This is a genomic window from Streptomyces genisteinicus (assembly GCF_014489615.1).
Classification (GTDB): Bacteria; Actinomycetota; Actinomycetes; order Streptomycetales; family Streptomycetaceae; genus Streptomyces; species Streptomyces genisteinicus.
On the sequence record NZ_CP060825.1, the window covers coordinates 2,340,217 to 2,355,552 of the forward strand.

The 15,336-nt window shown below is 73.5% G+C and carries 10 protein-coding genes; all 10 read right to left on the reverse strand.

Going from position 1 to position 15,336, the window contains the following annotated elements; genetic code table 11:
• Window positions 1–1,734, reverse strand: coding sequence for a stealth family protein (locus IAG43_RS10265; RefSeq protein ID WP_187740448.1), 1,734 nt, complete (start codon window positions 1,732–1,734; stop codon window positions 1–3).
• Between the two features lie 270 nt (window positions 1,735–2,004).
• Window positions 2,005–3,441 carry a GTPase ObgE gene (gene obgE, locus IAG43_RS10270; protein ID WP_187740449.1) on the reverse strand — a complete coding sequence of 479 codons (1,437 nt, stop codon included), beginning with the start codon at window positions 3,439–3,441 and terminating at the stop codon, window positions 2,005–2,007.
• 127 nt (window positions 3,442–3,568) lie between these two features.
• The gene (rpmA, locus tag IAG43_RS10275) at window positions 3,569–3,823 is read right to left on the reverse strand and encodes a 50S ribosomal protein L27 (protein ID WP_147986439.1); all 255 of its coding nucleotides are present in this window, start codon (window positions 3,821–3,823) and stop codon (window positions 3,569–3,571) included.
• A 14-nt stretch (window positions 3,824–3,837) separates the two neighbouring features.
• On the reverse strand, window positions 3,838–4,158 hold the full coding sequence (gene rplU / locus IAG43_RS10280; protein WP_147986440.1) for a 50S ribosomal protein L21: 321 nt from the start codon (window positions 4,156–4,158) through the stop codon (window positions 3,838–3,840).
• 691 nt (window positions 4,159–4,849) lie between these two features.
• Window positions 4,850–8,887, reverse strand: coding sequence for an Rne/Rng family ribonuclease (locus IAG43_RS10285; protein ID WP_187740450.1), 4,038 nt, complete (start codon window positions 8,885–8,887; stop codon window positions 4,850–4,852).
• Between the two features lie 233 nt (window positions 8,888–9,120).
• A complete protein-coding gene (locus IAG43_RS10290) occupies window positions 9,121–9,900 on the reverse strand; it encodes a TIGR03936 family radical SAM-associated protein (RefSeq protein ID WP_187740451.1) in 780 nt (259 codons plus the stop codon).
• A gap of 126 nt (window positions 9,901–10,026) precedes the next feature.
• On the reverse strand, window positions 10,027–10,314 hold the full coding sequence (locus tag IAG43_RS10295; protein ID WP_187744791.1) for a hypothetical protein: 288 nt from the start codon (window positions 10,312–10,314) through the stop codon (window positions 10,027–10,029).
• Between the two features lie 159 nt (window positions 10,315–10,473).
• Window positions 10,474–12,399, reverse strand: coding sequence for a TIGR03960 family B12-binding radical SAM protein (locus tag IAG43_RS10300; protein WP_187740452.1), 1,926 nt, complete (start codon window positions 12,397–12,399; stop codon window positions 10,474–10,476).
• Between the two features lie 145 nt (window positions 12,400–12,544).
• Complete coding sequence (locus IAG43_RS10305) at window positions 12,545–14,059, reverse strand: CYTH and CHAD domain-containing protein (RefSeq protein ID WP_187740453.1); 1,515 nt, start codon at window positions 14,057–14,059, stop codon at window positions 12,545–12,547.
• A 77-nt stretch (window positions 14,060–14,136) separates the two neighbouring features.
• The gene (gene rodA, locus IAG43_RS10310; RefSeq protein ID WP_187740454.1) at window positions 14,137–15,336 is read right to left on the reverse strand and encodes a rod shape-determining protein RodA; all 1,200 of its coding nucleotides are present in this window, start codon (window positions 15,334–15,336) and stop codon (window positions 14,137–14,139) included.

Below are 15,336 nucleotides of genomic sequence, written 5' to 3' on the forward strand. Positions count from 1 at the left end.
CTACTTCTCGTACGGGCTGCGCACCGGGAAGTACGCCTCCAGGAACGGCGTGATCAGGTCCTTCTGGGTCGTCACGTCCTGCTCGGTGGAGACCGTGTCGTTGACGCAGAACACCGTCTTGTCCCGGTTGGCCAGCAGCCGGCCGAGCCGGGCCTCCGTCCACGGGTGGGTCAGGTCGAGGTAGGTGTAGGGCAGCGCGGACGGCAGGGCGCGCTGGGTGTGGAACGCGTAGTAGTGGTGCAGCGACGAGGCGATCGAGATGTCGTCGATGCTCCGGAACCGGCTGCCCTCGGTCGTGCGGTACTCGAACTCGAACTCGGTCTCGATCTCGGTGAGCACGCTGCGCCGCAGCGGGTGCGGCATGTGCTTCATCTTCTGCACGAGCACCTTGCCGTAGCGCTCCTCGATCAGCCGGCGGTTGTTCTTGCCGGCCGCCGCGACCGGCGGGTCGCCAGCGGTCTTCTCGCCCAGCGGCACCAGGGCCGGCGAGGGGAAGAACTTGGTGAGGCCGTTCGACAGGAAGAAGTCCCCGGGCGTCACCTCGCTGCCGAGCATCACGTCGTCGTTGAAGTAGAGGAAGTGCTCCGAGAGGCCGTCGATGTGGTGCAACTGGCTCTCGATGGCGTGCGAGTTGAACGTCGGCAGCCCGGCCGGGGACCGGAAGACGTCCCGGTGGGAGACCACCTTCAGGCCGGGGACCTCGGTGTTCAGCCAGGAGGGGGTCTGGTCGTCCGTCACCAGGTAGATGTTCCGCACCCAGGGCGCGTACATGTGGAGCGAGCGCAGCGAGTAGCGGAGTTCGTCGCGGCTCAGGTACCGGGCGGCGTTGGCGGCCTCCGCGTGGTAGCCCTCGCCGGAGAACTCGGCACGCCGCCGGAGCCAGGCGGGGTCGGCGCCGTCGACCCAGGTGTAGACGACGTCGACAGGGAAGGCGACCTCGTCCGTGTGGACCACGGCCAGTTCGGGCCGGGTCGGCACCTGGGCCGCGTCGGCGGACTCCCGGGGCGCGAGGCTGGTGAAGTACGACTCCGGCACCCGGACGGTGTCGCCCGTGAGCGGCAGCCTCTCCGCGAGCTTCCCCGGGCGGGGCGCGGTGAGTTCGCCCTCCTCCTCGTACCAGAACTCGACGTCGCAGCCGTACTGCGTGCCGAGCTTGAGCTGGCGCGTGAGATCCGTGCGGTACCAGGTGACCCGCACGACCTCCGCGTCCCGCAGCCGGCGCCAGGTCGACGCCTCGTAGCCGGGCAGCGACGCCTGCGTCACGGCCCCGTTGCCGCGGACGACCGTGGCGTAGCCCGGCTTGTCGGAGCAGGCGCCGGCGAGCGCCTTCAGCACGGCCGCGCGGTCCTCGGTCCGGACGGCGACGGCGGACGCGGTGTCCGAGCGGCCGCGGACGCAGAAGTGCTCGACGCCGGCGGCCTCCAGGGCGTCCAGCACCGAGGCGAGGTTCTCCCGGCGGGCGCGCAGCGGCGTCATGCCCTCGTCGACGAGAGCGACCTTGGGCTCCTGGCCGATGGAGACGACGGCCCGGTCGGGCCCCGAGGCCAGGGCCTCGTAGCGCCGGGCGACCCGGCCCGCGCGGATGCGCTCGGCGACGGCGGTGCCGCCCGCGATGCGCATCTTCAGCCGGCGGCGCATGTCGGCGTCGACCTGCGAAACGATCGCCCGCCTCACACTCTCCGGGACGGCTCGGCGGTAGACCCCAAGCAGCCGGGGTGCCTCGGGATTTCGCACGGCGGGCGACTCCTCGAACATGAACGGAAAAGAACGTGAACTCGTCCAGTATGACGGGTGCCGGACACGGACCGTTCCGCCGGGAGCGCCTGCGAGCCACCCCGTTCCGCAGCCCCCGCGCCCCGCACCCCGACCCCCGGACGGCCGCGCGCCCGCCCCGCGGCCGAGGCCGTGGAGCGGGCGCGCGGCGGGTGTCCGCGGTACGGGCCGGCGCTGACCGCGGTGGAGCGGGCGGCGGTCGTCCCCGGTGCGGGCGGGCGCGGGCGCCGGTCAGAAGGGGTCGAAGCCCTCGAACTCGCGCTGCGCCTCGTCGCGCTCCGCCTCGCGGTCGCGGCGGCGCTGGGCCGCCGGACGCGGGGCCTCCAGACGGTGGTCCTCGCCGCGGCGGCCGAGCATCTCCGCACCGGCCATCACCGTCGGCTCCCAGTCGAAGACGACCGCGTTGTCCTCGGGGCCGATCGCGACGCCGTCACCGGCCCGGGCGCCGGCCTTCATCAGGGCGTCCTCGACACCGAGGCGGTTGAGGCGGTCGGCCAGGTAGCCGACGGCCTCGTCGTTGTTGAAGTCGGTCTGCCGCACCCAGCGCTCCGGCTTCTCGCCGCGCACCCGGTACAGGTCCTCCTCCTCCGCGGTGACCGTGAAGCCGGCGTCGTCGACCGCCTTGGGGCGGATCACGATCCGGGTGGCCTCCTCCACCGGCTTCGCCGCACGCGCCTCGGAGACGATCTCGGCGAGCGCGAACGACAGCTCCTTCAGGCCCTTGTGGGCCACGGCGGACACCTCGAGGACGCGGTAGCCGCGCTGCTCCAGGTCCGGCCGGATCATGTCGGCGAGGTCCTGGCCGTCCGGGATGTCGATCTTGTTGAGGACGACGATGCGCGGGCGGTCGTCGAGGCCGCCGTACTGCCGCAGCTCCTCCTCGATGACGTCCAGGTCGGAGAGGGGGTCGCGGTCCGACTCCAGGGTGGCCGTGTCCAGCACGTGCACCAGCACCGAGCAGCGCTCGACGTGGCGCAGGAACTCCAGGCCCAGACCGCGGCCCTGGCTGGCCCCCGGGATGAGGCCGGGGACGTCGGCGATCGTGAAGACGGTCGAACCGGCGGTCACCACACCCAGGTTGGGCACGAGCGTGGTGAAGGGGTAGTCGGCGATCTTCGGCTTGGCCGCGCTGAGCACCGAGATCAGCGACGACTTGCCCGCGCTCGGGTATCCGACGAGCGCGACGTCGGCGACGGTCTTCAGCTCCAGCACGACGTCGCCGGCCCGGCCGGGCTCGCCGAGCAGCGCGAAGCCGGGGGCCTTGCGGCGGGCGGAGGCGAGCGCCGCGTTGCCGAGGCCGCCGCGGCCGCCGTCGGCGGCGACGTAGGTGGTGCCCTGTCCGACCAGGTCGGCGAGGACGTTGCCCTGCTTGTCGAGGACGACGGTGCCGTCCGGCACGGGCAGCACCAGGTCCTGGCCGTCCTTGCCGGAGCGGTTGCCGCCCTCGCCGGGCTTGCCGTTGGTGGCCTTGCGGTGCGGGCTGTGGTGGTAGTCGAGCAGCGTCGTCACGGACTGGTCGACGACCAGGACGACGTCCCCGCCGCGCCCGCCGTTGCCGCCGTCCGGGCCGCCGAGCGGCTTGAACTTCTCCCGGTGCACGGAGGCACAGCCGTGGCCTCCGTTACCCGCGGCGACATGCAGCTCGACGCGGTCCACGAAGGTGGTCATGGGTGTGCCTCCAGTGAATGGGTGGGTCCTGCGGAAAAACCGATGGACATGTCTGTCCCTACAACAAACGAAAGGCGGACCCGCTTCCCGTACGGGAAGTGGGGTCCGCCCCTCGGAACCGGACCGGTCAGGCGACCGGAACGATGTTCACGACCTTGCGACCACGGTGGCTGCCGAACTCCACCGCACCGGGCAGCAGAGCGAACAGGGTGTCGTCGCCGCCGCGGCCCACGCCCGCACCGGGGTGGAAGTGGGTGCCGCGCTGACGGACAAGGATCTCACCGGCGCTGACGACCTGACCGCCGAAGCGCTTCACGCCGAGCCGCTGAGCGTTGGAGTCGCGACCGTTCCGGGTGGACGATGCGCCCTTCTTGTGTGCCATGTCTCCTCAGTCCCTTACTTCGCAGCCGCGGGGATGCCGGTGACCTTGATCGCCGTGTACTGCTGGCGGTGACCCTGGCGGCGGCGGTAGCCGGTCTTGTTCTTGTAGCGAAGGATGTCGATCTTCGCACCCTTGTGGTGGTCCACGACCTCGGCGGTGACCTTGATACCGGCCAGCACCCACGGGTCGCTGGTCACGGCGTCGCCGTCGACAACGAGCAGGGTCGAGAGCTCGACCGTGTCGCCAACCTGGGCAGTGGAAATCTTGTCAACCTCAACGATGTCGCCGACAGCAACCTTGTGCTGGCGACCACCGCTGCGCACGATGGCGTACACGCGGATCTCTCTCTCGCTCGAACGGAATCCCTGATGCCAGCCGCGCGTACGGGCCGGGGCCCGGGTGATCGGGATGGTCCGAAGCGGACGAGCGGCCTCTCCCGGCGGACCGGAAGGGAGGTGCTCAGGGATGGGCGTATAAGGAAACACGCCGATGGACAAGGTTACGGATCGCTTCCCCGCCGGTCAAACCGGCCCCCGCGCCCCCGCGACGGCCCTGAGCGGCACCGGCACGCCCCGGCGGCACTGCTCCCCCCGAGCCCGCCCGGCACGGCCCGCGACGCGGCCTCCAGGACCGCGCGGCGAGCAGGCACGCCGGACGCCCGGCCCGCCCGGCACGGCCCGCCGCACCGTCCACCGCACGGCCCGCCGTCCCCTGTCCGTCCGTCCCGCGCCGGGTCGGTCCGCCCGTCCCGGGCAGCGCGGCGCCGCGCGGAGGCCCACCGGTCCGCCCGGTCGCCCGCTCCCCTGTCGCCCGCCGCCGGCACCGGCGCCGCGGGGCCCGTGAGGCGCCCCGCGACCGCGACTCCGTACGCCCCGGGTGCCGGGGCACGCCCTCCTCCCGGCGAGGCCCCTCGGACCGGTCCCGGGACACGGCACGGGCGTGTGCCCCCGGACACGGCGCGGCCCGCCGCCGGTGGGACCGGCGACGGGCCGCGGACGCGGGCGGGGCGGACCCGCCCGGTGCCGACTACTCCTGCGACGTGCTCGCGGAGACCCCCGCGGGCGCCGCCTGCTCGGCGGCCACGGTCTTCTTCGAGACCTTCTTCGCGGTCGTCTTCTTGGCGGTCGTCTTCTTCGCGGCGGTCTTCTTGACCGCCGCCTTCTTCGCGGTGGCCTTCTTGGCGGTCTTGCGGGCCGCCTTCTTGGCCGCCGGAGCCGGAGCCCCGGCATCCTGCTCCGCGTCGTCCGCCTGCGCCACCGGCTCGTCGGCCTTCGTCGACGGGACCACCAGCACGGCGGCCTCGTCGGCACCCGCGGGCGAACCGGCCGGGGCGCTGACCTTGCGGGTCACCCGGCGGCGGGCACGCGGCGGGGCCGCGGCCGGCGCCTCGGCGACCGGCTCGGCAGCCTGCTCCGGCTCGGCCTCGGGCTGCGGCGCGGCGGCCGGAGCCGCCTCCACCACGACCGCCTCGGCCGGCTCCGACGCCGCCGGAGCCCCGGCCGGCGCGGACGCCGCACGGGTCGCACGGCGACGGGTGCGGCCCGCCGGAGGCTGCTCCGCCACGGCGGTGGACGCCTCGGCGACGGGTTCGGCGGCAGGCGCCTCGGCCGGCTCCGCCGCCACGGGCTCGGCGGCCTTCGGCGCACCCGCCGGAGCGCTGACCTTGCGGGTCGCCCGGCGGCGCCCCCGTCCGCGCGTCGCGGCGGCCTCGGCCTCGGCGGCACTGCTGTAGAGCTCCTCGTCCGGTGCGAACGCGGGCTCGGCGAGCGCCGCCGGAGCCGCCGCCTCGGCGGCGACCTCCGCCTCGGACTCCGTCTCGTGCTCCGCCTGCCCGGCGGCCTGACCGTGCTCGTGGTCGTGCTCGTGCCCGAGGTCGTGGTCGTGACCGTGGTCCGCACCGGAACCGCCGCGACCGCGCTTCTTGGAGCGCTTGCCGCCGCCCCCGCCACCGGAGGCGGACGGCTGCTCCATGTGCACGATCACACCGCGGCCGTTGCAGTGGACGCAGGTCTCGGAGAACGACTCCAGCAGGCCCTGGCCGACCCGCTTGCGGGTCATCTGCACCAGGCCCAGCGAGGTCACCTCGGCGACCTGGTGCTTGGTCCGGTCCCGGCCCAGGCACTCCAGCAGGCGCCGCATGACGAGGTCCCGGTTGGACTCCAGCACCATGTCGATGAAGTCGACGACGACGATGCCGCCGAGGTCGCGCAGCCGCAGCTGACGCACGATCTCCTCGGCCGCCTCCAGGTTGTTCCTGGTGACGGTCTCCTCCAGGTTGCCGCCCTGGCCGGTGAACTTGCCGGTGTTGACGTCGACGACGATCATCGCCTCGGTCTTGTCGATCACCAGCGACCCGCCGCTCGGCAGCCAGACCTTGCGGTCCAGCGCCTTCATCAGCTGCTCGTCGATCCGGTGCACCGCGAACACGTCGGTCTCGCTGGTCCACCGCTGCAGGCGGTCGGCGAGGTCGGGAGCCACGTGCGAGACGTAGCCGTGGATGGTCTCCCACGCCTCGTCACCGCTGACGACGACCTTGGAGAAGTCCTCGTTGAAGATGTCGCGCACGACCCGGACCGTCATGTCCGGCTCGCCGTAGAGCAGCGTCGGGGCGTTGCCGCTCTTCGCCTTCTTCCTGATGTCCTCCCACTGCGACTGGAGCCGCTCGACGTCACGGCGCAGCTCGTCCTCGCTCGCGCCCTCGGCGGCGGTGCGCACGATGACGCCCGCGTCCTCGGGGACGATCTTCTTGAGGATCGTCTTCAGACGCGCCCGCTCGGTGTCGGGCAGCTTGCGGCTGATGCCGGTCATCGAGCCCTCGGGCACGTAGACCAGGTAGCGGCCGGGCAGCGAGACCTGGCTGGTGAGACGGGCGCCCTTGTGGCCGATCGGGTCCTTCGTCACCTGGACGAGGACCGACTGGCCGGACTTGAGCGCGGCCTCGATGCGGCGCGGACCGCCGGACATGCCGAGGGCGTCGAAGTTGACCTCACCGGCGTACAGGACCGCGTTGCGGCCCTTGCCGATGTCGACGAACGCGGCCTCCATCGACGGCAGCACGTTCTGGACCTTGCCCAGGTAGACGTTGCCGACGTAGCTGGTGGACTGCTCCTTGTTGACGTAGTGCTCGACGAGCACGTCGTCCTCGAGGACACCGATCTGGGTGCGCTCGCCGCTCTGGCGGACGACCATCACCCGCTCGACGGCCTCGCGGCGGGCCAGGAACTCCGCCTCGGTGATGATCGGCACCCGGCGGCGGCCCTGCTCGCGGCCCTCGCGGCGGCGCTGCTTCTTCGCCTCCAGACGGGTCGAGCCCTTGATGGACTGGACCTCGTCGCTCGGCTCCTCCTTCTTGCGGGGCTCGCGGACCTTGACGACCGTGCGCTCCGGGTCGTCCGTGCCCGTCTCGCCCTCGGCGGCGGCGTCACCGCTGCGACGGCGACGGCGACGGCGACGGCGGCTGCTGGACGTGCCGGCCGCGGACGGGGTGTCCGCGCCGGACTCCTCGTCGTCCTCGTCGGCCTCGCCCTGCTCCTCGTCGGCGGCCTCCGGCTCCTCGGACGACTCGTCCTGCCCCTCGCCCTCGTCCGCGGCCTCGCCCCGGCGACGGCGGCGGCCTCCGCGGCGACGACGGCGCGAAGGACGGTCCTCGTAGTCGTCCGACTCCTCGGACTGCCCGTCCTCGGCCTGCTCGGGCTCGGTCCCGTCCTCCTCCTCGGCGGCGGCGGTCACCGGCTCGGCGGGCGTCTCGACGGCCTCGGCGGCGGCCGCGGGCTCACCGCGGCGGCGACGGCGGCGACGGCCCGCGGGCTCCTCGGCGGCGGCCGCGGCGTCCTCGTCCTGCCGGACCTCGGCCGGGGCGCTCGCCGCGGCGGCGGCAGCGGCGGCGGCCGTCTCGGGCGTCTGGAACATCGGCTCGGCGAAGACGGGCGCCTGGAACGTCGGCACGGCGGGCCGTGCGGCGCGACGGCCCCTGGCCGGGCGCTCGTCGGCCTGCGAGGTGAACTCGGCGGGGGCGGCGGCACGCCGCCCGGCGCGGCCACGGGTGGCGGCCTTCTCGGCGGCGGCGACCTCGGTCTCCTCCGCGGCGATCTGCTCGGCGACACCCTCCGGCAGGCTCTCGCCCTCCGCGGGGGTCTCCCCGGCCTCGGCGGCCTTGGGCGCACCGGCGGGGGCGGTGGCCTTGCGGGTGGCCCGGCGGCGCGTACGCGGCGCGGGCGCCTCCTCGGCCGGAGCGGCAGGCTCGGCGGCGGCCTCGGCGGGCTCCGTCACCTCGGCGTCCCGTGCCGCCTCGGCGGCCTTGGGCGCACCGGCGGGGGCCGACGCACGACGGCGGGCACGACGGGGCGCGGGCGCCTCCTCGACCGGAGCGGCGGCCTCGGCCACCTCCTCCTCCGGCTCCTCGTCCACCGCGACGTCCTCGACGACGACCGGCTCGGGCGCGGTCTCCGGGGCCTTGGGCGCACCGGCGGGGGCCGACGCACGACGGCGGGCACGACGGGGCGCGGGCGCCTCCTCGACCGGAGCGGCGGCCTCGGCCACCTCCTCCTCCGGCTCCTCGTCCACCGCGACGTCCTCGACGACGACCGGCTCGGGCGCGGCCGTCTTGCGGGTGGCCCGGCGACGGGTACGCGGCGCGGGCGCCTCCTCGGCCGGCTCAGCGGCCGCGGGCTGCGACTCCTCTGCCGCCACCGGCTCCGGCGCGGCCGTCTTGCGGGTGGCCCGGCGGCGCGTACGCGGCGCGGGCGCCTCCTCGGCCGGCTCAGCGGCCGCGGGCTGCGACTCCTCCGCCGCCACCGGCTCCGGCGCGGCCGTCTTGCGGGTGGCCCGGCGGCGCGTACGCGGCGCGGGCGCCTCCTCCACGGGCGCGTCGGCCGTCCCGTCCGCCGCGGCGGACGGGGATGCGGCCGCGGTCTGCGTGCCGGAGTCACCACCGGTCTCCGGAGGACCGGCCGGACGCGACGCGGCGCGGCGCCGGCGGCGCGGCGGCAGCGTGTCGCTCGGGCTGGTGTGATCTTCGTTCTGCGCGTTACCGGCAGAGCCGGACTCATTCGGCTGTTCGAGCATGCGGGCGTTTCTCCCGTCGTGCCCCCGGGCGCCGCGCCTGGATCCGGTCCGGCCGCGGCCCGCGTGATGTGCGCGGTGCCGCCGTCCGGGGCGCGGGCGCCGCACGGGAGCTGATGTATGGCTCGCCGGTTCCGTACGCGATGTACGCACGGCCTGGCGAAAGTCTCCTGTGGTCCTGCGCGGCCCGACCCAGGTGGCTCCCGAGTACCAGGGCTGCGCATCGACGACCGTCCCTACGCGGCGGGACCTTCCGGCGCCGTCGCAGAGGCGGTTCCGGCGGCCGTGGGTGAAGCGGCCGGGACAGCCTCGCGGTCGGGCGCGAGCGGGTCGGTCACCGTGCCGGACTCCTCGTCGAAGAGCCCCTGCGCCAGCCTGGTCACCGCTGCGGGGACCGGCGGCGCCAGGTCGGCCACAGCTCGGAGACCGGACAGGACGTCGTCGGGTCGCACGGCAGGTGTCACGTGCCGAACAACCAGCCGCAGTATCGCACAGGGCCCGTCCCCCGGCCTATCAGGCTGTGTACAAGCCGCCTCGAGAGCCGCTACAGCCCCTCGCGCGTCGAAGGTACGCATCCCGTTCTTGGTCTTCCGCTGGACCTCCACGGACGGGGCGGCGAGGAACGCGGCGACGGCCTTCTCCGCCGCCTCCGGCTCGACGCCCTCCAGCCGCAGCTCCCAGACGGAAGCGGTGAGCCGGTCCGCGAGGCCCGGGGTACGGGCCTCCACGGCGTCGGTGATGTCCAGGCCGGCCGGCAGCGACTCGTCCAGCAGCTCACGCAGCCTGACCGGGTCGCGGTGCGCGGTGAGGGCGATCTCCAGGTACTCGGCCTCGCTGCCCGTGCCGGTGGGTGCGGCATTGGCGTACGACACCTTCGGGTGCGGGGTGAAACCCGCCGAGTACGCCATGGGCACCTCGGCACGCCGCAGCGCCCGCTCGAAGGCTCGCTGGAAGTCACGGTGGCTGGTGAACCGGAGGCGGCCGCGCTTGGTGTAGCGCAGTCGGATGCGCTGCACCGCAGGTGCGGGCGGCGGGCCTTCGGGCTGTCGCTTGCCCAGTGGTTCTTCTCCTCGGTGCGGGGCGGGCGCGGGTGGCGCGCCGCCCACGGACGTGCGGGGGGTTCCTTCGGGGGCGGGCCCGCCTCACACCCGCTCGGGGAGCGAGGTCTCGGTGCCGGCCGCCACGCCGGGAACGGTCTGTGGTTGTTGCGTACCCACCAGATTACGCGCCTGAAGCGCCGGACCGGGAACGGGCTCGGCGGCCCGGGGTCCGCCGGCCGGGGCGCGCCAGGCGCCACGGCGGGCCTGCCGCACGGTCTCCCGCGCCCCGGCGAGCGCTCCGCGGACGGCGCGGCCCGCGGCACGCGAGACGAATCCCGCCACCCGCCACGCGACCTGGAGGGCCGCCCCGGTCTCGCGTCCGGTCGGCACCGGGGCTTTCCCAGGTCCCTGCCCGGCAGGACGCCGTCCGGCCCCGTCCGGATCTTTCCCCCTGCCCGGGGAACCTCCGGCGGACTCCCGGAAACGGGAAGAGGCCCGGTCCCGAGGTATCCCTCCGGACCGGGCCTCCCCCTGGCAGGGGGCGGGCGCCTACTTCACGACCGTCAGCGGCAGCAGCTTCTTGCCGGTCGGGCCGACCTGGATATGAGTGTCCATCTGAGGACAGACGCCGCAGTCGAAGCACGGCGTCCAGCGGCAGTCCTCGACCTCGGTCTCGTCGAGGGCGTCCTGCCAGTCCTCCCAGAGCCAGTCCTTGTCGAGGCCGGAGTCCAGGTGGTCCCAGGGCAGGACCTCCTCGTAGGTGCGCTCCCGGGTCGTGTACCAGTCGAGGTCCACGCCGAACTCCGGGAGGGCCTTCTCCGCGCAGGCCATCCAGCGGTCGTAGCTGAAGTGCTCGCGCCAGCCGTCGAACCGGCCGCCGTCCTCGTAGACGGCGCGGATCACGGCGCCCACGCGGCGGTCGCCGCGCGAGAGGAGGCCCTCGACGATGCCGGGCTTGCCGTCGTGGTAGCGGAAGCCGATGGAGCGTCCGTACTTCTTGTCGCCGCGGATGCGGTCGCGGAGCTTCTCCAGCCGGGCGTCCGTCTGCTCCGCCGAGAGCTGCGGGGCCCACTGGAAGGGAGTGTGCGGCTTGGGCACGAAGCCGCCGATGGAGACGGTGCAGCGGATGTCGTTGGAGCCGGAGACCTCGCGGCCCTTCTGGATGACGTTCATCGCCATGTCGGCGATCTGGAGGACGTCCTCGTCGGTCTCCGTCGGCAGGCCGCACATGAAGTACAGCTTCACCTGGCGCCAGCCGTTGCCGTAGGCGGTGGCGACGGTCCGGATGAGGTCCTCCTCCGAGACCATCTTGTTGATGACCTTGCGCATCCGCTCGGAGCCGCCCTCGGGGGCGAAGGTGAGGCCGGAGCGGCGGCCGTTGCGGGTCAGCTCGTTGGCGAGGTCGACGTTGAAGGCGTCCACCCGGGTCGAGGGCAGCGACAGGCCGATCTTGTCCTCGGTGTACCGGTCGGCGAGGCCCTTGGCGATGTCGCCGATCTCGCTGTGGTCGGCGCTGGAGAGCGACAGCAGGCCGACCTCCTCGAAACCGGTCGCCTTCAGGCCCTTGTCCACCATCTCGCCGATGCCGGTGATGCTTCGCTCCCGCACGGGGCGCGTGATCATGCCGGCCTGGCAGAAGCGGCAGCCCCGGGTGCAGCCGCGGAAGATCTCGACGGACATCCGCTCGTGGACGGTCTCGGCGAGCGGGACGAGCGGCTGCTTCGGGTAGGGCCACTCGTCGAGGTCCATGACGGTGTGCTTGGACACGCGCCACGGCACGCCGGAGCGGTTGGGGACGACGCGGCCGATGCGGCCGTCCGGCAGGTACTCGACGTCGTAGAACCGCGGGACGTAGACGGAGCCGGTCCTGGCGAGCCGGAAGAGGACCTCGTCGCGGCCGCCGGGGCGGCCCTCGGCCTTCCAGGCGCGGATGATCCCGGTCATGTCGAGCACGGCCTGCTCGCCGTCGCCGATGATCGCCGCGTCGATGAACTCGGCGATGGGCTCCGGGTTGAAGGCGGCGTGGCCGCCGGCCAGCACGATGGGGTCGTCGATGCCGCGGTCCGCGGAGTCCAGCGGGATGCCCGCGAGGTCCAGCGCGGTGAGCATGTTGGTGTAGCCGAGCTCGGTGGAGAAGCTCAGGCCGAAGACGTCGAAGGCGCCGACGGGCCGGTGGGAGTCGACCGTGAACTGCGGCACCCGGTGCTCGCGCATCAGCTCCTCGAGGTCCGGCCACACGCTGTAGGTGCGTTCGGCGAGGACGCCCTCGCGCTCGTTCAGTACCTCGTAGAGGATCATGACGCCCTGGTTGGGCAGCCCGACCTCGTACGCGTCGGGGTACATGAGCGCCCAGCGGACGTCGCAGGACTCCCACGGCTTGACGGTGGAGTTCAGTTCACCGCCGACGTACTGGATGGGCTTCTGCACGTGCGGGAGCAGAGCTTCGAGCTGTGGGAAGACCGACTCGGCAGACATCTGGAACCTTCGTGGAGCTGGCGGGGGCGACTCTCAAGCGTAACGCCACCGGGAGCGCCCCTTGAACGCCGCCGGGAGCACCCCCTTGTCCGGCGCCGATGGACCGTCCCGCCCGGCACCGGTGAGCCGCCCCGCCCGCCGCTGCTCAGGAGGTGAGTGCCGCCCGGAGTCCGGGTTCGGCCGCGGCGTCCCACACCTCGGGCAGCTCCGCCTCCCGCTCGGTGGCCTGCGCCTGCTCGTGGCCGTGCAGCAGTCCCCAGGTGAAGGCGGACTCCCCCGCCGCGTGGGCGGTGACGGCGAGGTCGCGGATCGCGTCCCGGGCGACCACGCTGTCCTGGTGGTCTCCGAGGACCTTCTGGACGGCCTTCATCCGCTTGGCGAACCTCCGGGCCGGGCGGCCGAGGGCGGGGGTGGCCGCCTCCGCCGCGTAGCGGGCGCGCTTGGCCGCCTTGCGGGATTCGTGGAGGGCGGTGTCGCGTTCGGGGCCGGGGTCGAGTCCGAGGGCGTGCTCGACCCGGCGTTCGACGCGGCGGTATTCGCGCAGCACGGCGTCGGGGATGGCCGCGTCCGGCGCCTTGCGTGCCGCCTTGAGCAGGGGCGGGTCGGCGAGGAGTGTGTCGAGCCGGGCGAGGAGGCCGAGGTAGCGGTCGCTGTCGAGGGCGGCCAGCGCGGTGCGCCGGGTGGTCCGGTCGCCGTCCGCGGCCCAGGCGGTCAGGCGTGCCTCGACGGGGCCGAGGACGAGGGTGTCGGGGAGTGCGCCGACGCGGGCGCGGAGGCGTTCGGCGAGGACTTCCTGGTCGCGGGCGGCGCCGAGTTCACCGGCGAGCCACTTGAGGTCGTCGATGAGGGGCTGCGTGGTCTCGCGGTCGACGATCCTGCGGTAGGTGCGCAGGGCGCTGCGCAGCCGGCGGGTGGCGACGCGCATCTGGTGGACGGCGTCGGGCAGGTCGCGGCGGACGCCGGGGTCGTAGGCGGTGAGGGCGTCGGCCTGCTCGCGGAGGTAGCCGAGGACGTGGTCGCCGGCGGTGCGGGGGTCGGGGAGCGGGGTGGGCGGTTGGGGTGCCGGGCCGGTCTCGCCGAGGGCGCGGGCGAGTTTGGAGGGGGCGGCGGAGTGCCGCAGGCCGGCTTTGCGGAGCTTCTTGTCGGCGGCGTCGAGGAAGGCCCGGTCGGTGTCGTCGGCGAGTTCCACCTCGATCTCGTCCCATTGCGCGGTGCCGCCCCCGCCGTCGAGGCGTTCGGCGACGACGGCGTCCCGGCTGAGTTCGGCGAGCAGGGTGCCGTCCGCGTCGAGCAGGTGGTGCACGTCGCGGACGGAGAGGAGGCGTACGACGGGGTGCAGTGCGGCGCCGCGGGTGTGGACCCGGGCGAGGGCGGCGAGTCCGGCGGGCACGGTGTCGGAGAGGGGGGCGGTGATCTCGTCGCGGACGCCGGGTTCGACGGGCAGTTTGAGGTGCCATCCGGCGTCGGTGCCGCCGGTTCTGCGGCGGAGGGTGACGGAGGCGGCGGCGAGCCGCAGGTCCGGGGTGTCGTAGTAGACGGCGTCCAGTTCGGTGACGCCCCGCTCGTCGACGTCGGTGACGCCGGGGATCTTCCTGAGGTCGGGGAGGAGGGTGTCGGGGCCGGCTTCGTACTTCCGCTCGATCTCGCGCTTGTCCGCCATGCCCCGAATCTAGTGCGGACGGGCGCGCGGCGGGAGTGCGCGCGGCCGCCGCGCCCTGGGCACGGCGGCCGGTTCGCTCAGGCGCTTATGGGTTTCTGCACTCTGATCGACTGGAGGAGTCCGACCGCTATCCAGACGGCGAACATCGAGGTGCCGCCGTAGGAGACGAAGGGCAGCGGGAGTCCGGCGACGGGCATGATGCCCATCGCCATGCCGATGTTCTCGAAGGCCTGGAAGGCGAACCAGGCGATGATTCCGGCGGCGACGATGGTGCCGTAGAGCTCGGTGGTCTCGCGGGCGATGCGGCAGGCGCGCCAGAGCACGACGCCGAGGAGGACCAGGATGAGGCCGGCGCCGACGAAGCCGAGTTCCTCGCCGGCGACGGTGAAGATGAAGTCGGTCTGCTGTTCGGGGACGAACTGGCCGGTGGTCTGGTGTCCGTTGAAGAGTCCGGCGCCGTAGAGGCCGCCGGAGCCGATGGCGATGCGGGCCTGGTTGGTGTTGTAGCCGACTCCGGCCGGGTCGAGTTCGGGGTTGGCGAAGGCGGCGAAGCGGTTGATCTGGTACTCGTCGAGCACGCCGAGGGCGGCGACGAGGACGGCGCCTGCCGCGCCGGCGCCGAGCAGGCCGAGGATCCAGCGGTTGGACGCGCCGGAGGCGAGCAGCACGCCGAGCACGATGACGACCATGACCATGACGGAGCCGAGGTCGGGCATCATCATGACGATCGCCATGGGGAGGACGGCGAAGGCGAGGGACTTGGCGACGGTGCGGTGGTCGGGGTGGAGCTGGTCGCCGGCGTCGACCCGGGCGGCGAGCATCATCGCCATGCCGAGGATGATGGTGATCTTCACGAACTCGGACGGCTGGAGCGACAGTCCGCCGATGACGAGCCAGGCGTGCGCGCCGTTGATGGTGGCGCCGAGCGGGGTGAGGACGAGCAGCACCAGGACCACGGAGAGGCCGTAGAGCACGGGGACCGCGCCGCGCAGGGTGCGGTGGCCCAGCCAGACGGTGGCGACCATCAGGGCGAAGCCGATGCCGATGTTGAGGCTGTGCTTGATGAGGAAGCTGTACGGGTCGCCGTCGTTGAGTTCGGTGCGGCCCCGGGTGGCGGACCACACGAGCAGCGCGCCGATGACCGACAGGGCGAGCGCCGAGAACATCAGGGGCCAGTCGAGCCGGCGGGCGACCGAGTCGCGGGCGCTGAGCCGGGACCACAGTCCCCCGCGCTCGGGTCCGTATCCGGAGACGGAGAATCCGCCTGCGCCTGTCAT